23 protein-coding genes and 1 tRNA gene are annotated in these 22,881 nt (G+C 58.5%); 12 read left to right on the top strand and 12 right to left on the bottom strand.

All coding sequences use genetic code 11. From position 1 onward, the window contains the following. Position 1: 1 nt before the first annotated feature. From ACYVI2_RS14085 to ACYVI2_RS14095, 3 genes are read right to left on the bottom strand one after another with little or no spacing between them, the layout of a single operon-like run. Positions 2-706 carry a MarC family NAAT transporter gene (locus ACYVI2_RS14085; protein ID WP_415821923.1) on the bottom strand — a complete coding sequence of 235 codons (705 nt, stop codon included), beginning with the start codon at positions 704-706 and terminating at the stop codon, positions 2-4. Continuing rightward, positions 703-2,133: a sensor histidine kinase gene (locus tag ACYVI2_RS14090; RefSeq protein WP_415821922.1), complete on the bottom strand. Its 1,431-nt coding sequence runs from the start codon at positions 2,131-2,133 to the stop codon at positions 703-705. The genes ACYVI2_RS14085 and ACYVI2_RS14090 overlap by 4 nt, the downstream gene beginning before the upstream one ends. Next, positions 2,130-2,846, bottom strand: a complete 717-nt coding sequence (locus tag ACYVI2_RS14095; protein ID WP_415821921.1) for a response regulator transcription factor — start codon at positions 2,844-2,846, stop codon at positions 2,130-2,132. The genes ACYVI2_RS14090 and ACYVI2_RS14095 overlap by 4 nt, the downstream gene beginning before the upstream one ends. A 156-nt stretch (positions 2,847-3,002) precedes the next feature. Here ACYVI2_RS14095 and ACYVI2_RS14100 point away from each other — a divergent pair, with 156 nt between their 5' ends. After that, complete coding sequence (locus ACYVI2_RS14100) at positions 3,003-3,437, top strand: MarR family transcriptional regulator (RefSeq protein ID WP_415821942.1); 435 nt, start codon at positions 3,003-3,005, stop codon at positions 3,435-3,437. Here the strand turns inward: ACYVI2_RS14100 and flhC are convergent. From flhC to ACYVI2_RS14125, 5 genes are all read right to left on the bottom strand, one after another. Then, entirely contained in the window at positions 3,431-4,054 is a 624-nt protein-coding gene (gene flhC, locus ACYVI2_RS14105) for a flagellar transcriptional regulator FlhC (RefSeq protein ID WP_415821920.1), read from the bottom strand. The two genes, ACYVI2_RS14100 and flhC, sit on opposite strands and share 7 nt — an antisense overlap. A gap of 1 nt (position 4,055) precedes the next feature. Next, positions 4,056-4,415: a flagellar transcriptional regulator FlhD gene (gene flhD / locus ACYVI2_RS14110; protein ID WP_415821919.1), complete on the bottom strand. Its 360-nt coding sequence runs from the start codon at positions 4,413-4,415 to the stop codon at positions 4,056-4,058. A gap of 262 nt (positions 4,416-4,677) precedes the next feature. Continuing rightward, positions 4,678-5,331, bottom strand: a complete 654-nt coding sequence (locus ACYVI2_RS14115; protein WP_415821918.1) for a YiiX/YebB-like N1pC/P60 family cysteine hydrolase — start codon at positions 5,329-5,331, stop codon at positions 4,678-4,680. A 112-nt stretch (positions 5,332-5,443) separates the two neighbouring features. Then, positions 5,444-5,761, bottom strand: coding sequence for a HigA family addiction module antitoxin (locus tag ACYVI2_RS14120; protein WP_415821917.1), 318 nt, complete (start codon positions 5,759-5,761; stop codon positions 5,444-5,446). A gap of 10 nt (positions 5,762-5,771) precedes the next feature. Next, positions 5,772-6,071: a type II toxin-antitoxin system RelE/ParE family toxin gene (locus ACYVI2_RS14125; protein WP_415821916.1), complete on the bottom strand. Its 300-nt coding sequence runs from the start codon at positions 6,069-6,071 to the stop codon at positions 5,772-5,774. A 165-nt stretch (positions 6,072-6,236) separates the two neighbouring features. Between ACYVI2_RS14125 and ACYVI2_RS14130 the strand changes: the two genes are divergently transcribed. After that, entirely contained in the window at positions 6,237-6,809 is a 573-nt protein-coding gene (locus tag ACYVI2_RS14130) for a hypothetical protein (RefSeq protein ID WP_415821915.1), read from the top strand. A 267-nt stretch (positions 6,810-7,076) separates the two neighbouring features. On the opposite strand, the gene gcvA is transcribed toward ACYVI2_RS14130, so the two are convergent. Next, the gene (gene gcvA, locus ACYVI2_RS14135) at positions 7,077-8,006 is read right to left on the bottom strand and encodes a transcriptional regulator GcvA (protein ID WP_415821914.1); all 930 of its coding nucleotides are present in this window, start codon (positions 8,004-8,006) and stop codon (positions 7,077-7,079) included. 177 nt (positions 8,007-8,183) lie between these two features. On the opposite strand from gcvA, the gene ACYVI2_RS14140 reads away from it, so the two are divergent. Next, the gene (locus ACYVI2_RS14140; protein WP_415821913.1) at positions 8,184-9,623 is read left to right on the top strand and encodes an amidase; all 1,440 of its coding nucleotides are present in this window, start codon (positions 8,184-8,186) and stop codon (positions 9,621-9,623) included. Between the two features lie 73 nt (positions 9,624-9,696). Next, complete coding sequence (locus ACYVI2_RS14145) at positions 9,697-10,938, top strand: MFS transporter (protein WP_415821912.1); 1,242 nt, start codon at positions 9,697-9,699, stop codon at positions 10,936-10,938. 110 nt (positions 10,939-11,048) lie between these two features. Here the strand turns inward: ACYVI2_RS14145 and ACYVI2_RS14150 are convergent. Continuing rightward, positions 11,049-11,138 (bottom strand) — tRNA-Ser (locus ACYVI2_RS14150). Between the two features lie 223 nt (positions 11,139-11,361). On the opposite strand from ACYVI2_RS14150, the gene ACYVI2_RS14155 reads away from it, so the two are divergent. From ACYVI2_RS14155 to ACYVI2_RS14165, 3 genes are read left to right on the top strand one after another with little or no spacing between them, the layout of a single operon-like run. Beyond that, complete coding sequence (locus ACYVI2_RS14155) at positions 11,362-12,144, top strand: 3-hydroxybutyrate dehydrogenase (RefSeq protein ID WP_415821911.1); 783 nt, start codon at positions 11,362-11,364, stop codon at positions 12,142-12,144. A 30-nt stretch (positions 12,145-12,174) separates the two neighbouring features. After that, entirely contained in the window at positions 12,175-12,945 is a 771-nt protein-coding gene (gene yaaA, locus ACYVI2_RS14160) for a peroxide stress protein YaaA (protein ID WP_415821910.1), read from the top strand. 14 nt (positions 12,946-12,959) lie between these two features. Further along, positions 12,960-14,183: an MFS transporter gene (locus ACYVI2_RS14165; RefSeq protein ID WP_415821909.1), complete on the top strand. Its 1,224-nt coding sequence runs from the start codon at positions 12,960-12,962 to the stop codon at positions 14,181-14,183. A 37-nt stretch (positions 14,184-14,220) separates the two neighbouring features. Here the strand turns inward: ACYVI2_RS14165 and ACYVI2_RS14170 are convergent, their stop codons facing one another. Beyond that, a complete protein-coding gene (locus ACYVI2_RS14170) occupies positions 14,221-16,446 on the bottom strand; it encodes an FUSC family protein (RefSeq protein WP_415821908.1) in 2,226 nt (741 codons plus the stop codon). Positions 16,447-17,236: 790 nt separating this feature from the next. Here ACYVI2_RS14170 and ACYVI2_RS14175 point away from each other — a divergent pair. The 4 genes from ACYVI2_RS14175 (at position 17,237) to pssA (ending at position 21,665) form a co-directional block, all read left to right on the top strand. Further along, positions 17,237-18,952: an acetolactate synthase 3 catalytic subunit gene (locus ACYVI2_RS14175; protein WP_415821406.1), complete on the top strand. Its 1,716-nt coding sequence runs from the start codon at positions 17,237-17,239 to the stop codon at positions 18,950-18,952. A gap of 10 nt (positions 18,953-18,962) precedes the next feature. Beyond that, positions 18,963-19,454 carry an acetolactate synthase small subunit gene (gene ilvN / locus ACYVI2_RS14180; protein ID WP_415821405.1) on the top strand — a complete coding sequence of 164 codons (492 nt, stop codon included), beginning with the start codon at positions 18,963-18,965 and terminating at the stop codon, positions 19,452-19,454. Between the two features lie 63 nt (positions 19,455-19,517). Beyond that, positions 19,518-20,534: a ketol-acid reductoisomerase gene (ilvC, locus tag ACYVI2_RS14185; protein ID WP_415821404.1), complete on the top strand. Its 1,017-nt coding sequence runs from the start codon at positions 19,518-19,520 to the stop codon at positions 20,532-20,534. A 357-nt stretch (positions 20,535-20,891) separates the two neighbouring features. Then, positions 20,892-21,665, top strand: a complete 774-nt coding sequence (pssA, locus tag ACYVI2_RS14190) for a CDP-diacylglycerol--serine O-phosphatidyltransferase (protein ID WP_415821403.1) — start codon at positions 20,892-20,894, stop codon at positions 21,663-21,665. Between the two features lie 91 nt (positions 21,666-21,756). Here pssA and ACYVI2_RS14195 read toward each other — a convergent pair whose 3' ends face one another. After that, positions 21,757-22,278, bottom strand: a complete 522-nt coding sequence (locus ACYVI2_RS14195; protein ID WP_415821402.1) for a hypothetical protein — start codon at positions 22,276-22,278, stop codon at positions 21,757-21,759. A 283-nt stretch (positions 22,279-22,561) separates the two neighbouring features. On the opposite strand from ACYVI2_RS14195, the gene rpsO reads away from it, so the two are divergent. Beyond that, the gene (rpsO, locus tag ACYVI2_RS14200) at positions 22,562-22,831 is read left to right on the top strand and encodes a 30S ribosomal protein S15 (protein WP_012248532.1); all 270 of its coding nucleotides are present in this window, start codon (positions 22,562-22,564) and stop codon (positions 22,829-22,831) included. Positions 22,832-22,881: the final 50 nt, after the last annotated feature.

Raw genomic sequence — 22,881 nt, forward strand, 5'->3', positions numbered from 1 at the left:
CCTACGCCGGCACGGGCTTTCCAATTAATTCGAAAACGCCATTGATGCCGAACTGCACGCCCATGCAGATCAGCAGAAAGCCCATGACGCGCGATATGGCATCGATGCCCGATTGACCCAGAGCGCGATTGATGCGCTCTGCGCTGCGCAGGCAAATCCAGAAAATCGCAGCTACGAGTGCTGCGACGACAATGACCGCCAAGTGCTCGCTGATTTTCAAGCCGCCTTCGCTGTGCATCGTCGAGGCACTGCTGATGATCAAGGCAATCGTGCCGGGTCCTGCAGTCCCCGGCAGCGCCAGAGGAATAAACGAAATGTCGCGCACAGGTGGCCGATGCGGCCCATGGGGCGTGTCGATACGGACAGCAGGTTCATCTGGCGCCATGTCGATCTGGACCGCTGCCTCGGTCTGGCTGATATCGGGAAACAACATGCCAAAACCGATATAAGCCACAATCAAGCCCCCCGCGATACGCAGGCCAGGAATCGAGATTCCGAAGCCCGTCATGATTGCGTTACCGGCATAAAAGCACACCAAAATGATGCCCGCCACGTAAAACGTGGCCCGATCGACTTGACGGTTGCGTTCCTCGCGGGGATAACCCCGGCTCAGCGCCAGCAATAGGGTGACGCTGGTCAAGGGGTTGGCAACGGGCAGCAGCGTGAACAGTCCCAGTCCCACCAGCTTCAGAAAGTCCAGTATCAAGCGATGTCTCCAGAGACGGGCTGGTGTTTGGCCGGCGCCGGTTTAGCGTCCGCCCCCTGGGGAAACTGCAACTGCACACATAGCCCTGGTTCGGCATTGTGGAGCGTCATCTGGCCGGCATGCAAGCGCGCAATCGCCATGACGGTCGCCAGCCCTAGTCCGTAACCCGGGACATGCTGATGTGCGCGGTAAAAGCGCTCGCCAATCCGGTGAATCTTGTCGGCAGGAATGCCTGGGCCATTGTCGGTGACGGTCAGTGTGGTGTGGTGAGCGGTCTGTGCGACCTCGATGTGGATGCGTGCGCCATGGCCCGCGTATTTCAGGGCATTGTCCACCAAGGTCACCAGCGCGCCCGCCAGCAAATCCGGGTCGCCACGCAGGGGGGCGGGGCCGCTGGCTTGCAGCGTGAGCCGGGCGTCTTGCTCCTCGGCCACCGCTTCGTACAAGTCGGCCACGTCTGCCGCGATGACATCCAGGCGTACTGGTTCGAAATGTTTGCGCCGTGCGCCTGACTCCAGTTCGGCGATCTGGAGCAATTTTTCCGAGATTTTGACGAGGTCGTCCAGCTCCGCCGACAGGCGGTCGACATTCGCTCGGATTTCTTGCCGCGTGGCCGTGTTCCAGTCGATAGTGCGTAACCGGACCTGCATACGCGTCAGAGGCGTGCGCAACTGATGCGCCACGGCGTCAGAAACATTGCGTACCCCGTGCATGAGCCGTTCGATGCGATCCAGCATGCCGTTGATGTCGCTGGACAGCAGCGCAAACTCGTCCTGTTTGGGATGCTCCGGGATGCGCTGGCCCCACTGGCCCGCGCCAAACTGGGCGGCCGTATGGCGAATCACCTCGACACGGCGCTGCAAGACCCGGCGAAACAGCGCGGCGCCCAGCAAGACGAGCAGAGCGATCACCCCCGTTGCCGCCAGGCTGACCTTTTGAATCACGTCGGTCAGTTCATAGAGATCGCGCAAATCGTGCCCGATGATCAGGATCGAGCCATCGCGCAGCCTGCGCGCCACCAGATAGCCGTGCGCCGGTTCTCCTCGCAGCAGTACCGAGCGCATCACCCCGCTGCCATTGAGCGGAGCATCGCTGGGGTCCCAGGCGATATTGCCTACCAGCATGCGGCCGACCGGATCCAGCAGCATGAACATCTCTGTGTCGCTGTTGACGTGATCGGCCATTTCCAGCGATATCTCGCGCGCCAGAGCGGGCAGCCCGCCTTGCTCGAAATGCGCGTTCAGGCGCTGGGCTGTGATCTGGACTTGGCGCGAGAACTGCGCTTCCAGGATTTTTACGCTCTGGTAATACACAAACATCAGGGACAGCAATGACGTCAACAACGCCAGGATGCTGTAGTTCAGCGTCAGGCGAAATGCAACCGAGCTCCAGATGGCGCCCAGCATCTGTCCCAGGCGGCGAATCACGCTGGGTCCTGTTTGCCGTCGCCCTCGATGTGGGGCTGCGCGGACAATCGATAACCCACGCCGCGCACCGTATGAATCAATGGCGCATCCGTGTCGCCATCGATTTTTTGCCGCAGCCGGCTGATGTGCACGTCAATGACGTTGGTCTGGGGGTCATAGCGATAGCCCCAGACGGTGGCCAACAGCATGGTGCGAGTCAGCACCTGGCCGACATTGTTCATCATGTAGGCCAGCAGCTTGTATTCGCGCGGCTGCAAGGTGATCTGGCGGCCACCTCGCGTCACACGTCCGCTGACCAGATCCAGAGACAAATCCGCGACGGTCAGTTGACGCTGTTCATATTGAGGTGATGATCGGCGTATCAGCGCCTCAACACGCGCCGCCAACTCCGGAAAGGCAAACGGTTTCGTCAGATAGTCGTCGCCGCCGGCTTTCAGTCCCCGGACCCGTTCATCGAGGGCCGTCAGCGCGCTGAGCACCAGCACCGGCGTTTTCTTGCCCAATGCCCGCAGGGACCACAAAATCGACAGCCCATCGACATCATTAGGCAACATGCGGTCCAGAATGATGGCATCCCAATTTTCCGCGGTAGCGCGTTGCAGCGCGGTCGGACCGTCCATGCAGATGACCGGGTCGTAGCCTAGTTCCTTCAGTCCATTGGCGATATAGCGGGCATTATCGGCGTCGTCTTCGACGATCAGGCAGCGCCACATGGTTCCCCCTTAATCACGGAAAGAGCTGTAGCGGCGCATTCTAACGTACGTGACGGCATGTCCCAGGGGGCGCAGAGCGTAGTCGATAACATTGCGAATCCTTAATGATTCCGTAATGACCATAAGCAGCGTAGCGTGCGTACCATCGTCAGTGCTATGGATACTCTCGCCTCTCACGCATTTGAACAGCACCCTGCGCTGCGGTCGTCGGATTTCGCCATGTTGGCCGATTTCCGTTACGAATTGCGCCGCTTCGCGCTCTTTAGCGAGTCAGAGGCTCAAGCCCACGGCCTGGCGCCCCAGCAGCATCAGGCGCTGTTGGCGATCAAAGGCCAAACGGTGGCTCCGACCGTGACCGAGCTATCCCAGCGCCTCTGCATCAAATCCCACACCGCCGCCGAACTCGTCACCCGGTTGGTGCACATGGGTATGATCACCCGCCACGCGGACCCCAGGGACGGCCGCCGTGCGCTGCTGCACCTGACGCCATTGGCAGAGCGTACCCTGGAATCCCTGGCGGCGGTGCACCAAGAGCAACTGCAGAACATTCGCCCCTTGCTATTGGGATTACTGGAGAAATTCAGTCAATAGCGCCCGGAGGCCGCCGGCATAGCGTTCGAAATAAAGCTTCCGAACCGGTTTTCTTGTTTACCCAGCATGCCGACAATTCGGGCGGGTGGTTTGCACACGGGGCACAGATACTTGCTGGCAATGATGTGCGAGTGCGTCACAAATTCGATGCTGCAATACGTACAGCGGCTCATCTGCAGCATGTCGCTCTGCATGAACCGCAACAAAATCCAGGCGCGCGTGAAACTGAGTACAGGTTCTCCGTTTCTGTGGACCTCGTCATGCTCCAGATAGAGGTTATAGGCGCTGATCAGCGCCGACACACCGCGGGCGGGCGTATGTTGATCGAGAAATTTGAAGATGTTGTAGAAGATCGAGGAGTGGATGTTATTGCGCCACGTAATAAACCAATCCAGAGAAAAAGGCAGCATGCCCTTAGGCGGTGAGCAGCCGTGTATTTCGCGGTAGAGGCGAGATAGCCGGTCATAACTCAGGTTAGTCTCGTTTTCCAGTACCTGCAGCCGCGCGCCCAGTCCGATCATGGTAGTGGCCAGGGCGATGTCTTTCCCTTCTTTGCTCACGCTCTTCTGCGGGGCAGGTTTCCAGTCAGCCACTGACTGGATTGTCGCTTTAGCCATCTCAGATACTCCCGGTGTGCGCTGCTACTGCCTGGAGTTTGATCGCAGGGGCTTTGGCCATGGCCATCGTCATGCGGGCTTGCTGTAGCGAGTCACTCAAACCGGAATGCGTCAGCGCGGCCAGCATCGACGCATCATCCAGACGGAAGCCGCACAGCAGCGTCGTTGAAGATGCAAGCGCCACCGTTTGCTGAAAAGAAAGCTGCAGAAAAATGCGGCCCGTTTCCTCGCTGAGACCGGTGCGGTACAGCCCTACTGCAAAGTCTTCTCGTAGCAGGCGTTGCACGAGGACCAAATAGTTGAGATTCACATCCCCGATCTCGCGCAAGGAGGAACTTTCGATATCTGGTGGTTGTGTCATTTTGATATATATTGAAATTTAAATAGGCTAAGAATTAGCTTGATTCCAGATTCAAGTCAGTTTCAGCCAAATCCGGTGAAAATTTCGCAAATCTGATCAAAAGGTATGCAGAAAACTAATTCTCTAACTACTTTTTAACACAATAAATATCAAAAAATATCTGTTATGTTTTAGTGGGGGACGATGTCAGATATGGCGCGTGTTATTCGCTCAGCGCTTTGAACGAAGGGCGGTCTGAGGCACGCATGTGCTAAGGACAGGGTCATTCTTGCCGGAAATTGTTGAATACCCGCGTGACTTGCGGATCGGCCGCGATACTGGCTGGCGTGACCAGCAACTGCTCTTGAATCCGCTGCCAGCATCCGGTCTGGTCGGTCTCCTGACAGTCTGGGTGCTTTTCCCAGCGGGCCAAGAACAACGCCCGCACTGCCGGATTGTTTACGGCGAGTGTGCCGAAGCGCTCCGTCTTGCCGAGCGTAATCCCCGCTGCCTTGAACGCGTAATAGGGCAGCTCGCTGCAATAAATGGCGTCTGGTTTGAGACGAAAGAAAATATCGTAGGGGCGGTCCGTATAACGAGAGGCTTCGGCAAGCGCTGTCTTGATACGGTCAGGCGTAGCTGTGTTCAGCCGATAGACGGCATACTGGCCCTGTTGGCCGCGAGCCAGGAATTTGGTCAGTGGGGTCTCGCCGACCGTGCGTGCCGCTTCGATGACCACGGGGCCGGATGGAGTCAGCCGAACAATGCCCATGTGGGTGTAGCGGCTTTTTGTGGCGGTGCGGATCGCAGCGGACTGCGGCCCTGCGGAGTCCTGGAACACCAGGTCGCCGGTGCGCCATTCGGTAAAGTCATGGGCGTGCGCTGGCAGAGTTATTAAGGCGAGTGGCAGGAAGATAGTGGCGAGGCGAGTGGGCATAGTGGGGACGAACGATATGCGCTCGCGGCGCAATCGTGATCAGGTTGTATTTAGCAGGGTCGGTTTCGTTGAGCAATGCTGGGCTGTGAGTTATCCCAGAGCATTGCCATCATTAAGCAGTCAATAGGCTGCCCTGAGCCGCTGGCCTTTTGGCGGTCGTTCTGAGGCGAGCGATTTTGACATAGCGTGCGGCATGTTTGGCCTGCCAGAGGTCATACTGGGCCTGCATGCCAAGCCACAACTCGGCGCTTGTCCCCAGGGCCTGGGATAAGCGCAACGCCATGTCTGCACTGATCGCAGCATGGCCATTGAGAATACGCGAAAGCGCCGCACGAGTGATCTGCAGGTGGGCCGCCGCATCGGTGACACTCAGATCACCGAGGTATTCGCGCAACACCTCACCCGGATGAGGCGGGTTGAACATTCGCATGGCGGCACTCCTAGTGATAGTCAAGATAATCAACAAGAACAACATCGACACCTTCAAAGAAGAAAGTCAGGCGCCAATTCCCTGTGACATCAAATGCATAATGACCCTCGACGTTCTGGCCCTTGGGGTTCTGCCCTTTCAGTTGGTGCAGTCTCCAATTTACGGGGGTGGCCAAGTCTGCAACAGAGGCTGCACTGTGAAGTGCGGCGAGTTGAAGTCGAAGTTTTCCGGTATGAGTCGCCTTGATCTTGGCTTTGGAGCCGTTCTCAAAGAAGGCTTGAATTCCCTTATGACGGAAGGTCTTGATCATTTATGATTCATTGTATAGTGAGGCTATACGGTAAACAAGTGCCATTTCTCGATCCTTGTTTGTTTGGAAACCTGCCCCTTGAGGTTGGGGACCTCGTAATCGGCAGCAGTAGTTTGCCGAAGGCGGTGCAGGCCGCCTAGTCGTAGTTACCGAGGTGTAGTCGACGTGGCCATCTATTTGGAAAAGAATGTCGGGGTGAAGATCGCTGACTTCGGCAGCTTTGAAACAGTGCCTCCTCTCGTGACGGCGCTAATCGAGAGCGACATTGCTGCGCTCGATGCTGCCTTGGCGAGGGGGTTGAATATCGAAGCCGAGATCGAGTTGAGCGAGTACACACAAGAGATTCCGCTGGTGCTGGCGCTCGCGGTGCATGCCAGTGCTTCTGTGCATTGGCTGGTCGAACACAGAGCCAATTTGAATCGAGCCGATGCGCCTGCTTTTCCGATCGCCGCTCGATACGCAAACCCGGACATGATGCGCTATCTCGTACAGCACGGCGCTGATGTCCATGCTCGAAAGAAAGTCGGTGGCGATGCCTATCAACAAGCGTTGTATGGCAAAAAGATAGCGCATCTCCCTGTTACACAGCGTGATCAACAAGCTATACGAATTAAAGCCGTACAAGCTGCCGCAGGAACTGGTGGATTTCTTGCAAAGCGAACGACGACGCATCGACTTGCCGGGCTGCGACGTCGGTTTCGTCGAGTTTTTTGGGCTGACGGACACGGTGCCGATTAAGGCCGGTCGCAAGACGATGCTGCGATTAAGTCGCGAATCGGGCGATTATTCGAACACTCTACTTGTATGGAATCCGAAATCCCAGCGCATCGGTTATTGGGATGTCGAGCACCAGGAATACGGCGATATCGCTTCGTTCAAAGACTTTATGGGTCGTCCTGCACAGTATATGAACAAGGTGATCAATGGAGAGTAGGTGACTGATCTGACCCGGAAGCACGATGCCGTGTGAAATGACGTGCGCCGCAGATCCATGCTGGTAAAAAACTAGCGTTGAGGTGAAGGCGCCGCATGATTGCTGAATGATGCGCGAGGACGGTCTTGCGCGCTCAGTATCCAATCGCGAAAGGCGGCAATCTTCCTCACGTGCTGTCTGTTGTCGGGACAGACGAGATAGTAAGCGAACCCCTCCATGTTCGTGGCGGGAAGCAACTGGATCAATTTCCCATTCGCCAGTTCGTCCTCGACCAGGGCTGCTGGCAAAAGTCCTGCGCCTTGACCGGCAAGCACCGCCTTGAGCATAAGTCCGCTGTCGTCGAAGGACGGACCGCGCACCGCTATTCGTTCAGCGACGTTGTGCACGTCAAACCACAAGCTCCAACCTTTTCGTTCGGCATCGTGAACCTGCGGCCAGTGTGCAAGATCAGACGGGTGAGTCGGGGCTCCCAATTTTTCTACCAGATCAGGCGTCGCCGCCGCGATCATCTCTACCGTCACGACACGATCGCTGCGCAGGCCAGGATAACGGCCCATCCCATGTCGAATCGCAACATCCACGTCCGAGTGAGAAAAATCGACGAGTGCATTGCTCGTGACAATCTGAAGATCAATGTCAGGCTGCGCTTCACGAAAGGACGCTAATCGGGGGACCAACCAGGCGGACGCGAAGAAGGGCGTGACGCTAACGGTGAGCAGGCCAGACTCGGTCTGGGCCGCAATCCGCTCGGATGCCTCCGTGATCTGACGAAACGCGTTGCGTATGGCAGGCAGGTAGTCGCGGCCGGCGTCGGTCAAATAGATTCCCCGCGTCACCCGATCGAACAGTTTCACTCCCAGATTTTCCTCCAGAATCTTGAGCATCTGGCTGACTGCTCCCGGCGTCACGCACAACTCTTCTGCGGCGAGCTTGACCGATAGATGACGGGCAGTGGCCTCGAACGCTTTGAGAGCATTAAGAGGGGGAAGTCGGCGAGCCATGAATTAGAAAATCTATCTCAAGAGAATTAATTATTCTGGTTTGTAGAGTGTGATAACGACAGATTAATCTCCATATTTATTGCACGTCAACGTTGTGGCGGGTGAGAAGATATTCAAGTTTTCTAAATCATATGGGCGCTGCTCGATGTGTGCGCTCGGTAAAAAGGGCTAAGACGAATGTCATTCGAGGTGGAATTCCGTGATCTGATCGATGTGGGTGGGCTTATCGCCCAGCGAGCGCTTACCTCTGTGGAGGTCACCACAGGGCTCCTGGCGCGCATTCAACGGATAGACGGTGGATTGAAGGCGTATGCGCGGCTCTTGGGCGACAGCGCAATCCGTCAAGCGGAGACGGCAGATCGGGAAATTGCGGCAGGCATTCATCGAGGGCCGCTCCACGGTGTTCCCATCGCGGTGAAGGACCTCTGTTGGGCCGAGGGCGCCGCTACTGCGGCTGGGACTGCGATCTATAAGGATTTTGTTCCAACTCGAGACGCGACCGTTGTTCGAAAGCTGAAAGAAGCGGGGGCGGTGCTGATCGGTAAAACGCAGCTTACCGAGGGAGCGTATTCTGACTACCATCCTTCGATACCTCCGGTGCGCAACCCGTGGAATGATGACTATTGGGCGGGCATTTCTTCTAGCGGCTCGGCTGTCGCGGCCGCAGCCGGCTTGTGTTTTGGGTCGATTGCCTCCGATACCGGTGGGTCCATTCGCTGGCCTTCGGCCGCTAATGGAGTGAGCGGCCTCAAGCCAACCTGGGGTCGCGTCAGTCGCTATGGAACATTCGACCTCGCGCCTTCGCTGGATCATATCGGCCCGATCGCTCGGAGCGTCGCTGATGTCGCGGCTATCCTCAGAGTAATAGCTGGGCACGATCGGGATGATCCGACGGCAACCCGTCGTCCGGTGGGCGACTACATCGCCGATACGATCGTCGATGTACGCGGCAGGCGGATCGGTATCGACCGGCGTTGGAATAGCGAAGACGTTGATTCCCAGGTGCAGACCGCATTGACCGAAGCCCGCGCCGTCTTCTCTGACCTTGGTGTCGAGATTGTGGACGTGTCGTTTCCTGATGTTCGCCAGATCGTGCCCGATTGGACGCTGAACTGCGCTGTCGAGGCAGCTGTTGCGCATCAAGCGACCTATCCGCTTCACAAGGAGCAGTACGGCTCTATTCTGTCATCGGTCATTGAGAATGGGATGGTAGTTTCGGGGATGGAATATCAACGGATATTGCTCCGCCGGGCGATTTTCCGTGGGCAGGTCGAAACTTTGTTCTCGTCGATCGATGCTATCCTGACTCCCATCCATCCGTTTGCTCCCCTTGCATTAAGCACAATCGCGACGCTCGGAGAGCAGCCGGAACTGATTGCGAAGTTGCAGCGCTATACCTGCCCCTTCGATATGAGCGGACATCCGGCACTCGCATTTCCTGGGGGATTCTCGACGGAAGGGGGGCCAATCGGCCTGCAATTGATCGCGGCCTCATTCGATGAGGCTTCTCTTTTTAGCCTCGGGTCGGCATTTCAGCGCATAACGAATTGGCATCGCCGCCACCCCGATCTTGATGGGCGGCGGATAGGATCTCAGACTCCAGGAGTAGCGGGATGAGCGTGATTGACTGGGGCATCGCCCTGTTTCGTTGCGCGAAAATGCTGCGCTATCCGGCTCATGGGCGTAAGAGATGACCTTCAAAAAGCCGCCTTTCGGCATTTTCTATGGCTGGCTCGTTGTCGCGGCGGCCTTTGTCATAACCTTCGTTGGCTTCGGAAGCGCCTACACGTTCAGTTCGTTCTTTGAGTCGTTTCAGCATGAGTTCGGTGCGTCGCGCGGGTCAGTATCTTTGGTTTTCTCGCTGGCGGGGTTTCTCTATTTTGCGCTTGGTATTGTGTCCGCCCCGCTCGCAGACCGGTATGGCGTAAAGGTGCTTTCCGCGGCCGGGATGATCCTCGTCGGGTCGGGGCTTATTCTGGCCGGACGGGCTCAATCCATTATGCAAGTATATGCAGCCTATAGCGTCGGCATTGGTTTTGGCATTGGTAGTGCCTATGTGCCTGCACTCGGTGCAGTGCAGCGATGGTTTGTCATTCGTCGCGGTTTTGCTTCCGGACTTGCGGTCAGCGGCATCGGCGTCGGAACCCTTCTATTGCCGCCATTTGCGACATGGCTGATCTCGCACATTGGATGGCGCAGCGCTTACACGACGCTCGGCATCATTACCATTATCCTCGGCATTCTGGCGGCCTTGCTGATGGAAGACGATCCGGCTAAACGCGGGCTGCAGCCAGACGGCGCGCATAGTACTCCTGCGTCGCAAGCCCATGCCCCGCAATCGGGCCTGTCCGTGGGGCAAGCCGTCCGAACGCGACGTTTCATTGAGTTGTATCTCGCATCGCTCATTGGCGCGCTTGGTGTATTTGTCCCTTTCGTCCATCTGGCGCCTTACGCGATCGACCACGATGCTTCCGCAGCAACTGCGGTGTGGCTGCTTGGCGCTATCGGCATCGGCAGCACGGCAGGCCGTTTCTTTCTCGGCGGCATTGCCGACAAGATGGGTAGAGAGCGATTTCTGGTGGCCATGTATATCGGCATGGCCGCTTCTTTTGCGATATGGGCTGTCAGCTCGTCCGTCTATCCGCTCGCTTTGTTCGCGATCGCTTTCGGCCTGTTTTATGGGGGGTGGGTTGCGATCCTGCCGGCAGTGGTGGCCGACATGTTCGGCGGGCGCCAAGCCGGCCGCATCATTGGCGTTCTATATACCAGCGTCGCCGTAGGCGCACTCATCGGGCCGAGCGCCGCTGGCTTCGCCTACGATGTCAGCCAGAGCTATTTGATTCCGATCACTGCCAGCGTTGTATTAAATGTTATCGCAGCGATCATCACCGTTATGGCGGCATATCGACCGGCCGCGTCGAAGGCAGACTGACGAAGCGGCTGGTTCAATCAATGCATGCGGCGTCTCTAGCACTAGCAGTTTTTCTAAGCAAAACAAAAGGCCCCTTGCGGGGCCCGATCGTATTCCAGGCAATGGGTGCCTGGCGGAGAGGGTGGGATTCGAACCCACGATACGCCTAAACGTATACCGGATTTCGAGTCCGGCGCATTCGACCACTCTGCCACCTCTCCGGCGGTGCTATACGGGTTATTTATCGATCGGCACCATGGTCTCGCGCCGATGAACGTAGAGCAGCAAAGCCAAGCATTATACCTGAAAATTTTGTAAAGCAACAAACCCGGCTATGCCCCCGATGCGGGTGGGGCCTAGCGCGGGTGTCATGCTGGGGCCAGTTACACTTGGACCCAGCGTCGGCCTGGAGGCCGCGGCCCGATCTCACACAGGAGAACTAGCATGCTCAAAGGAAAAGTTGCGATTGTTACCGGCTCCACCAGCGGTATCGGTTTGGGCATTGCCACGGCTTTCGCGCAGCAGGGCGCGGATATTGTCCTCAACGGTTTTGGCGATGCGGCGGAGATTGAAAAATTACGGGCTGACCTCGCAAGCCAGCATGGCGTGAACGTCCTGTATGACGGCGCGGATCTGTCCAAGGGCGAAGCCGTGCGTCAACTCGTGGCCAATACCGTGCAATCGTTGGGACGCATCGATATCCTGGTGAACAACGCCGGCATCCAGCACACCGCACTCATCGAGGACTTTCCCGTTGAAAAATGGGACGCCATTCTGGCGCTGAACCTGTCGGCCGTTTTCCATGGCAGCGCCGCGGCTTTGCCGCATATGAAAAAACAAGGCTGGGGGCGCATCATCAATATTGCCTCGGCACACGGCTTGGTGGGCTCGGCGAATAAATCGGCTTATGTGGCTGCCAAACACGGCGTGGTGGGATTGACCAAAGTGACCGCGCTGGAAACCGCTGGCAGCGGCGTGACGGCTAACGCGATTTGCCCCGGGTGGGTGCGTACGCCATTGGTGGAAAAACAGATCACGGCCTTGGCGGAACAACACCATGTAGATCAGGATGCAGCCGCTCGCGACCTGCTGAGTGAAAAGCAGCCATCGCTGCAGTTCGTCACGCCCGAGCAGCTCGGCGGGACGGCCGTATTTCTGGCGTCCGACGCTGCGGCGCAGATCACGGGTACGACCGTTTCGGTCGATGGCGGCTGGACCGCGCGCTAACTATTTCTAACCGATCAAGGATTCTGGCACATGCTGTTTTTGCTTTCTCCCGCCAAAAAATTGGATTACGACACGCCGGTTCACATCGAGCAGCACACGCAGCCTTTGTTTGTGAATCAGGCCGCGGGGTTGATCAAGGTCTTGAAGAAACTGTCGGCCTCGGAGGTTTCCGATCTGATGAGTTTGAGCCCCGCGCTGGCTGAATTGAATGTGAGTCGGTATGGAGCGTGGACGACCAAGTTCACGCAGCATAATTCCCGTCAGGCCGTGCTGGCCTTTAATGGCGATGTCTACGAAGGCCTGCAGGCGGAAAGCCTGTCGGCGGCCCGGCTGGAATGGGCTCAAGAGCATGTGGCCATCCTCAGCGGGCTGTACGGTGTGCTGCGTCCGCTGGATTTGATGCAGCCGTACCGCCTGGAAATGGGTACGCGTTTGGTCACGCCCAAGGGCAAGAACCTGTACGAATACTGGGGCTCCACCATTGCGGATTATCTGAACGAACGCCTCGCCACCCAGAAAACCCCGATCATTGTGAATCTGGCGTCCGAGGAATATTTCAAGTCGGTCGACCTGAAAGTCCTCAAGGCACGTGTGGTGCAGTGTGTTTTTCAGGATTGGAAAAACGGCGCCTGGAAGGTCATCAGTTTTCACGCCAAGCGTGCGCGCGGGTTGATGGCGCGGTACGCCATTGAGCACAAGGTCTCCAAACCCGAAGGCCTGCAGAAGTTCGATGTCGAGGGCTATGCCTATGATGCCGCTGCCTCCAGCGCAGACAAGCTGGTGTTTCGACGCAAGGTTTAATACGTCGCTCAACTATGTCCGCTGGATTGCGCGTCTTTCTGTTTTTCTCGCTGGGGTACCTGGTTTCGTACCTGTTCCGTGGCGTCAATATCGGTTTCGGGCCCATTCTGGCGCAGGAACTTCATCTGTCTGCCGGCGACCTGGGGACGTTGACGAGCCTGTATTTCCTGGGGTTTTCGTTGATGCAAATTCCCGCAGGCGTGTTCCTCGACACGTGGGGACCGCGGCGGGTTAACGCACTGATGTTGCTCGTCGCGGCCGCGGGCACCTTGGTTTATGGCTTGTCGGAAACGTTGACGGGCCTCATGGTCGGCCGCTTGTTGATCGGCGCCGGGGTTTGTGTGTGTCTAGGCGCTGCTTTTCAGGCTTTGGCGCAAACCTTTCCATTGGCGCGTCTGCCCATGATCAATGGCTTGGTGATGGCAGTCGGCGGCTTGGGCGGCGTACTTGTCGGATCACCGCTTTCCTGGGCATTGCACAGCAGCTCGTGGCAGGTGATCAGTATCGGGTTGGCAGGCTTCACCGTGGCGGTGGCGGGATTGATCTGGTTTGGCGCGCCTCGCGAAAGCGCACATCATCGCCGGGCACCCAGTTTGTCGTCACAGTTGCGTGGCACGTGGGCCTTGTTGTGTGACGCGCGATATTGGCGTCTGGTGTCCTTGCCGGTGATGACGGGCGGCGCGTTTTACGGTGTGCAGTCGTTGTGGGTGCGACCCTATCTCACCGATGTCAACGGTCTGGACGGCGCGCATGCGGCAGGCTTGGTGTCGCTGTTGGGCTTTGCCATGATGGCCGGAAATGTGGGGCTGGGCGTCATGGCTCGCCGCATGGAGCGCTTGGGATTGGGGTTGTATGGGTTTGGCGGGGTATGCATGGTGTTGTTCGTGCTGACTCAGGCGTTGATCATGCTGCGCGCGCCTGTCCCTCTGGAAATTTTGTGGGCTGGCTATGGCGCGTTCGGCTCGGCCAACATCCTGGTTTACGCCTTCCTGGCGGGAGAGTTCCCACCCGAGCTGTTGGGCCGTGTCGCATCGACTACCAATTTGTTGATGTTCCTGATGATCTTTTTGTGCCAGGTCGGCATCGGCTGGGTGGTCGATTTATGGCCGGGGCAGGGTGGCGCGTATCCGCCGGTGGCTCATTTGGCCGCGTGGGGGATTGTGTTGGCTTTGCAGGTCGCGGCCGCGATTTGGTATTTCTGGCCGGAGCAGGCCCGCAAGCGGCAGCGTGCGGCGTGACCTAACCCCTTGTCGGTGCCACCCAGGCCGCGCGCAATCAGGACGGCGCCGCCACGGCCGCAGGGCGGCTTTGTGGCGGATCGGCGACTGCTGCCATTTCCTGACGGATTTGCGTCGACGCGCGCAGCATTTGCTTGATCGGATATGCCAGCGCCGCCAGCTCACCTGTGGTGTCGAATTGGTTGGGTAAGTCTGTCGATGCCGGGCTGCTGTCGTCGAGCAAATCCACCATGCCCTTGAGTGCTTTGCGCATCGGTTCAGGTGTTTCTTTCAAACCCGCGAGCAGGGGAATGGCGGCCGTGATTTGCGAGGCCATGATGTGGTTTTGAATGAGCAGGTTGTTGAATTCTGGCACGTTCACCTGGTGAGAGCGCGGCTCGCTCATCATGCGATAGAACGCCTCGGCATAATTGCTGAAGGCAATGTGCACGTTTTTGCGCGCGAGGCGCCAAGCGATATCGGCCTGGGCGGGAGATGGCACCTCCTCTGATGGCGGAGCGCCTGCATTCGCCGCATGCATGGCTCTGACGTAACTCATGCCCGTACGCAAATATTCGCGATTGGCGTTGGTGGCCGCGCGTGCCAGTGGCTTCATGTAGCGTGCTTCCCACCATGGCAGCACATAGCTGCATATGAGCGCAATGGCGCAGCCCATTGCGGTATCGAGCGCCCGTTCGCCAATGACCTCCATGGATACGGTGCCCGGGGCGACGAAGTGAAATACCATCACCACGAACAGCGTATTGAAAATCGCGCTGGCCATGTAGTTCAATTGCAGCAAGCTGTTGCCCATGATGCAGGCGATGAGCAGTACGCCAAACAGGATGGTGGGGTGAGCCGTGAAGCGAAACAGCAGCAACGCCAGCAAGCAGCCGATCAATGTCCCCATCAGACGCCAGCCGTTGCGTTGACGGGTCAATGCGAAGCCGGGTTTCATGATGATGACGATCGTCAGCAGCACCCAGTAGCTATGTGCCGAGGACACTTGCGGCGTCATCCATTGGCCGATTAATCCCATCGCCAGCGCGGCGGCCAGCGTGACGCGCACCGCATAGCGAAAATAGGGGGAATCCAGCCGCAGGTTGCTAGTAATCATCCCTATGCGCAGCTCCTGGCGCGACATGAACTGCGTCAGGGATTTGTCGATGCGCAGCTCGTCGGTAGGCTGCGCATCCATGCGCGCGTCGGTATGGTCAGCCAGTTTGTTCACGATGCGCGAGGCGTTGCGCAGCCGTCGTAGTACTTGCACGATGAGGGCTAGCGTTTCGGGTTCGCGTTCGCTCATGCCCTGCTGTTTGAACTGTTCGATTTCGTATTCGATGGCGCGCAATTCCGCCTTGGGGCTGCTGCGATACTGCACGGCGCGTCCGCGCGAAACATCCAGCGCGATGCGGTTCAATTCCAGCGACATTTTGACCAGCGCGTCACGCATGAATAGCAGGCAATCATGGCCGGCCAGTACTCGGCGTAACGACGCATAGTCCGTGTGCGAGGCGACGAGCGTATCGAGCAGCTGGAGCATGTTGACAAACATGTTCCACAGCATGACGCGCTCGCTGTCGCCGTAGCCGCGTCCTCGCGGCAGTGTGCGCAGCACGATATCGCGCGCCGACTGGTGTTTTTCCGTCATCACGGATTGGGATTGGATCAACTCGCGGTAGATGTCGTCCAGATCGGTCGTTTCATCGTAAAAACGGCTGCGCGCAGCCATATAGTCCGCCGTGGCAAATAGCGCTACGGACATGGCCTGACGCTCTTCGCGTAGCCAGAACACGCGGCTGAATGCCAAGCTGAAGGCCAGGTAGAACAGCGCGCCGCCCAAGGTCGCCAACGCATGGGGCAGCACTTGGCTCGGCGTCATCGGCGAATGCATGGTCAGCGTCATGATCAGCAGCCCGCCGAATCCAATCAGGCCGCCGCGTTTGCCAAAGACTGAAAACATCGAAAAAATAAAGCATTGGCCGATGATCGCCAGCCACAGCAGCACGGGATAGGTCGAGACCGCACCTGTGATCGCGACCGCCATCGTAGCCAAGAACGCCCCGCCTAGCATTTCATTGGTGCGGTGCCGTTGGGGGCCGCCGGGCTGATCGATGATGGCCAGGCACTGCGCGCCAAACGTCGCCACCAGGCCATAGGCATATTCGCCAAAGATGCCGCCCAGCACCAACACCGGCAACAACATGCCTACCCCTTGCCGTACCCCGCCAAAAAAGTAGTGGCTGTAAAGAAAGCGAGGAATACTGGCAATGCGAAAGTCCATGAACTGGGCGCTCTGAAGGTGCGATTCCACAAGTATAGAAACAAGTGCGGGGCTTGGGGGGCCGTAGGTGCGTCTGGGAATCCGGTATGGCGGTACAGCGGGGTTCTTAAGCCGTTTGCGGTGGCCCGGCAGGGGTGGCAGGCGGGACTGGTCGGCTGACTCGTCCCCTGAACGGGGACTCGGCCTGCGTCCGTGACTCCTCGGCGGGCCGGGGGCCAAACTCGCGCCGCTGCGCGGCACTCAAACATGGCCCCCGGACTGCCCCCGCCGAGGAGCCACGGACTGGGCGGCCTCCAACAGTCCCGCCTGCCACCCCTGCCGGGCCGCCGCAAACTCACGGTTGGAGAATCGCGTCGGCCCCGGAGGGGCTTTCGTTTTTATGGGGGCGGATGAGTGTGGGGAATATGCTAATCGCCGATTTGCTCGTAATGCCGCAACGCGGTAAATTCGCTTTCTTGCGCCAGTCTGCCTATCCGATGCTGGCGCTCAGGCAAGCGTGCCGCCCAGACTACATTCCAGGCGCTACGCCCCAGTAATTACCTGCTGTTGGCCGCGTCACAAGCGTGTGTTGCCAAAGCTTCCATTTCGACCTCCAGCGTCCCCTTGGGGCGTTTGCACTGCGTTCCCGACGAATGCGTGCCAGGTTGGCAAGGTGTTTGGGTGGCGAGGTTCCGTGAATCTCAAAGCGCCAGATCATGTTGTCGGCGTTGGTATTTGTTCGGTTGCTGCCGTATCAGGGCGTGCAACAGTCAGGAAAACAGGGCCGGTCCTGAAACAGGAAATGAATATCATGGAAACCATAGGCGCCGATATACTCGTGCGCTGCCTGGCCGAAGAAGGCGTCGAGCACGTTTTCGGCTATCCCGGCGGCGCTGTGCTGTACATCTACGACGCAATTTTCAAGCAAGACAAATTTCAGCATATCCTGGTGCGCCACGAGCAAGCTGCCGTGCATGCCGCCGATGCCTATTCGCGCGCGTCGCAAAAGGTCGGCGTATGTATCGTGACTAGCGGCCCCGGCGTGACGAATGCCGTCACGGGCATCGCCACCGCCTATATGGACTCGATCCCGATGGTCATCATCAGCGGACAGGTCCCCACGGCGGCCATAGGCGAGGATGCCTTCCAGGAATGCGATACCGTGGGGATCACGCGTCCTTGCGTCAAGCACAACTTCCTGGTGCGCGACGTCAAGGATCTGGCCGATACCCTGCGCAAAGCCTTTTACATCGCCCGCACCGGCCGGCCCGGCCCCGTGTTGGTGGATGTCCCCAAAGACGTCAGCCTGCAGCCGTGTAAATACGTCCCTGCCAAGGGCGAAATCAGCATGCGCTCGTATGCGCCTGTCAACAAGGGGCATCAAGGACAGATCAAAAAAGCCGTGCAGATGCTGCTGGCTGCCGAACGCCCCATGATCTACTCGGGCGGTGGCGTGATTCTGTCCGATGCTTCGGATGAGCTGCGCCGCGTGGCGGATTTGTTGGGCGCGCCTTGCACCAACACGCTGATGGGCTTGGGCGCCATGCCGGCGACCGACCGTCAGTTTGTGGGCATGCCGGGCATGCATGGCACCTACGAGGCCAATATGGCGATGCAGCACTGCGATGTGCTGTTGGCCGTGGGCGCACGCTTTGACGACCGCGTGATCGGCAACCCTCGCCATTTTGCGCAAAATGCGCGCAAAATCATCCACATCGATATCGATCCTTCGTCGATTTCCAAGCGGGTGCGGGTCGATGTGCCGATCGTGGGCAACGTGAAAGACGTGCTGGTCGAGCTCATCGCGCAATACAACGCTGCGCGCGCCGAGACCAAGCCGGCTTCCCTGGAAAAATGGTGGCAGCAGATCGAGACATGGCGAGGCAAGGAATGCCTGAAATACGCCAATTCCGACGAAGTCATCAAGCCGCAATTCGTGGTGGAAAAGCTCTGGGAAGTCACCGGCGGCGACGCTTTCGTGACCTCCGATGTGGGCCAGCACCAGATGTGGGCGGCACAGTACTACAAGTTCGACAAACCGCGTCGCTGGATCAATTCCGGTGGCCTGGGCACCATGGGCGTGGGCTTGCCGTACGCCATGGGGGTACAGATGGCGAATCCGGGATCGGAAATCGCCGTGATCACGGGTGAGGCATCGATTCAGATGAACATCCAGGAGCTGTCCACCTGCCAGCAATACCACCTGACGCCCAAAATCATCTGCCTGAACAACCGTTTCCTCGGCATGGTCCGGCAGTGGCAGCAGATCGATTACGGCTCGCGCTATTCCGAGTCGTACATGGATTCTCTGCCTGATTTTGTCAAAGTGGCCGAGGCATATGGGCACGTGGGATTGCGTATCGAACGTCCGGCGGATGTCGAGCCTGCGCTGCGCGAAGCATTCAAGAAGCACAAGGATCGCCTGGTCTTCCTGGATTTCATTACGGATCGCACCGAAAACGTGTGGCCGATGGTGAAAGCCGGCCGCGGGCTGACCGAGATGCTGCTCGGTTCCGAAGACCTGTAAGGAGGCGATCATGAAACACGTGATTTCCGTGCTGATGGAAAACGAACCCGGCGCGCTGTCGCGCGTGGTGGGCCTGTTCTCCGCGCGTGGCTACAACATCGAAACGCTGACCGTGGCGCCCACTGAAGACGCGACCTTGTCGCGCCTGACAGTGGTGACGGTCGGCTCGGACGAGGTCATCGAGCAGATCACCAAACACTTGAACCGTCTGGTCGACGTGGTCAAGGTCGTTGATCTGACCGAAGGGCCGCACATCGAGCGCGAGCTGATGTTGATCAAAGTGCGGGCTGTCGGCAAGGAGCGCGAGGAAATGAAGCGCATGGCCGATATTTTCCGTGGCAGCATCATCGATGTGACCGACAAGACGTACACCATTGAACTGACCGGCACGCAGGACAAGGTGCAGGCATTCATTGACGCCCTGGATCGCAGCGCCATCCTGGAAACCGTGCGCACCGGCGTGTCCGGCATCGGGCGCGGCGAACGGATCCTGAAGATCTAACAGGCATTTTTGCCTACACCCCTACTGCATTAACTGAATTCAAAATAATCCGGAGTACACAACATGAAAGTTTTCTACGACAAAGACTGCGACCTCTCCCTCGTTAAAGGCAAAACCGTTGCCATCATCGGCTACGGCTCGCAAGGCCATGCCCACGCCCTGAACCTGCATGACTCGGGTGTGAAGGTCGTGGTCGGTCTGCGCAAGGATGGCGCTTCGTGGAAAAAAGCCGCTAACGCCGGCCTGGAAGTCAAAGAAGTCGCCGAAGCCGTCAAGGCCGCCGACGTGGTCATGATGTTGTTGCCTGACGAAAACATCGCTGCGGTCTACCGCAACGAAGTCCACGCCAACATCAAGGCTGGTGCCGCTCTGGCATTCGCTCACGGTTTCAACGTGCACTACGGCCAAGTCGTGCCCCGTGACGACATCGACGTCATCATGATCGCCCCGAAGGCCCCCGGCCACACCGTGCGTTCGACCTACGCTCAAGGCGGCGGCGTGCCCCACCTGGTGGCCGTGTACCAAGACAAGTCCGGCTCTGCCCGTGACGTGGCCCTGTCGTACGCCAGCGCCAACGGCGGTGGCCGTGCCGGCATCATCGAAACCAACTTCCGCGAAGAAACCGAGACCGACCTGTTCGGCGAACAGGCCGTGTTGTGCGGCGGTACGGTCGAGCTGATCAAGGCGGGTTTCGACACGCTGGTCGAGGCAGGCTACGCTCCGGAAATGGCTTACTTCGAGTGCTTGCACGAGTTGAAGCTGATCGTTGACCTGATCTACGAAGGCGGCATCGCCAACATGAACTACTCGATCTCGAACAACGCCGAATTCGGCGAATACGAGACCGGTCCCAAGGTTGTCACCGAGCAAACGCGCCAAGCCATGCGTCAATGCCTGACCGACATCCAGACCGGCGAGTACGCCAAGAAATTCATCCTGGAAAACGCCGCTGGCGCTCCGACCCTGACCTCGCGCCGCCGCATCAACGCGGAATCGCAGATCGAACAAGTCGGCGGCAAACTGCGCGCCATGATGCCTTGGATCGCTGCAAACAAGCTGGTCGACAAGTCCAAGAACTAAGATCGCATTAGTCACGCTTTCCCCCGCGAAGGGGTAGGGCAAGAAAGGCATCCTTTCCCAAGGATGCCTTTTTTTGTCGCCGGGCCGCCCCGAGGCAAAAAGCGCCCCCTTGGGGGGGCAGCAAGCCGAAGGCGCAGCGTGGGGGGCTTTTTTGCCGCCAGGCGGACCCCGGGGAAAGACGCAGGCGTTGGAAATAAGTCCCGGCGCAGCGCAGCCTAGGTGGATCGTTGCGTGTCACGGCAATCCTGCTGGCACGCCAATTGCGGTGAGCCAACCAGCCGCTTGTACAGCGTTAGGGGCCTTTTTTCCTTACGAATGGGTTAACCTTTCAGCTGTTCGCCGCCATTTTTTGTAAATATGCCCAATTTTTCAATGCGAGATTCCGAAAATCGTCACCGCAGCATCTATTTGCTGCCCAACGCCTTTACCACTGCGGCACTGTTTGCCGGCTTTTATGCCGTGGTGCAGGCGATGAACGATCGTTTTGAGACTGCCGCGATCGCGATTTTCGTCGCCATGGTGCTGGATGGGATGGACGGCCGGGTGGCGCGGCTGACCAATACCCAATCGGCGTTCGGCGAGCAATACGACTCTCTGTCGGACATGACCTCGTTCGGCGTTGCGCCGGCACTGGTGATGTACGAGTGGGCGCTGCATGATCTGGGCCGTTGGGGATGGCTGGCCGCATTCGTGTATGTGGCGGGGGCGGCGCTGCGCCTGGCCCGTTTCAATACCAATATCGGGGTCGTCGATAAACGCTATTTCCAGGGGTTGCCCAGCCCGGCTGCTGCTGCGCTGGTGGCGGGTTTTGTCTGGCTGGCGATCGATAACAAGCTGCCCCTGCACGACAGCGTGCTGAGCTGGGTGGCGTTCGCCCTGACCATGTATGCGGGCGTCAGCATGGTGTCGAATGCCTCGTTCTTCAGCGGCAAGAGCTTTGCCTTGGGCCGCAGCGTGCCGTTCTGGGGCATTTTGCTGGTGGTCGCCGTATTCGTCTTCGTGTCCAGCGACCCCCCGGTTGTCCTGTTCGGCTTGTTTGTACTCTATGGCCTGTCGGGCTGGGTGGTGATGTTCTGGCGCTGGAATCGCGCCCGGCGTTTTCAACAAGAGCGCCGCTCGCACTCGGACTGAGTCTGGCCGTTTTGACTCGAAAAGCGCGCATCGCCAGGTCATCTGGCATGCGCGCTTTCTTTTTTAGGCCCGGGTAGTGTCTGGGGCCGTCTCAGCGCCAGCGCCTATCCTCGTCGTACAACGGATCAGGGCCGGGGTGATAGCGGGTCACGTGGTTGCCGTCACGCCCCATATACACATACATCAGCGAATTCCAGACGCCCGACTGCTTGTAGCGGTACGCCCAGACAGTTTCGCGCACGCTAGGCAGACCCACACCCGAGATATCGGCCGGCGGACCGAACTCGCACTGGACTTGCTCCGCCGTCATACCTTGCGCCAAATGCTGCTTGAAATAGGGATCGGTCAGGATCGGAACGATCTGCTCGGTGCGTCCGTCGGCCGTGAGATCCGTGCCCCAGGCGTACTGGCCGGACGGTTGGGTGGTCCAGATGACGCGATGCGTGCCGTCGGCCCGGTTGCATTCAAAATTGGGCCGGCCAAACTGGCTGGTGACCTCTGCCATCGGGGCGCCGGGCGGTACCTGGGCAAGATTGGCGCAGGCCGACAGGGCGCCCAGCACGGCGGTCAGCGCCACGGCGCGGCTTGCCAAGCGGTAAATATGACGGGGCATGGCGATTCTCCGGCGGGCGGCGGCCATGGGGCCAGCGCCCGAAAAAGGCGGCCAGACAACGGGTATTCCGGCCTAGTAGGGTAATTCTAGCGAATCGGCTATAATTCCATCCTTGATTTGCCCGGCTATTGTGTATGGCCGGGCAAATTAATATTGAACGCACGTCAAAAAGTTGTACAAAAAGTCGTATTTCGCGCATGCCAGCGCCTGCGCAACTGTTTGCCGTTTTTTAAAACCACGGTAGGGCACCTCGGCCCTGCCGCCAGTCCGAAGAGGTCATTCCATGTCCGTAGCTGACATCAAAAAAGCCGACATCGTCGCTCAGTTTCAACGCGCCCAAGGCGATACCGGTTCCCCCGAAGTCCAAGTAGCCCTGCTGACCGCTCGTATCAACGAGTTGACCGGTCACTTCAAAGAACACATGAAGGACCACCATTCGCGCCGCGGTCTGCTGCGCATGGTCAGCCGTCGTCGCAAACTGCTCGACTACCTCAAGGGTCGCAATCCCGATTCGTACCGCGCACTGATCGAAAAACTCGGTCTGCGCAAGTGATCGACGGGGCAGGCTCCCCATGACACAACCGTGGTCGGTGCGGCGTTCGT

Source organism: Bordetella tumbae (assembly GCF_054780995.1).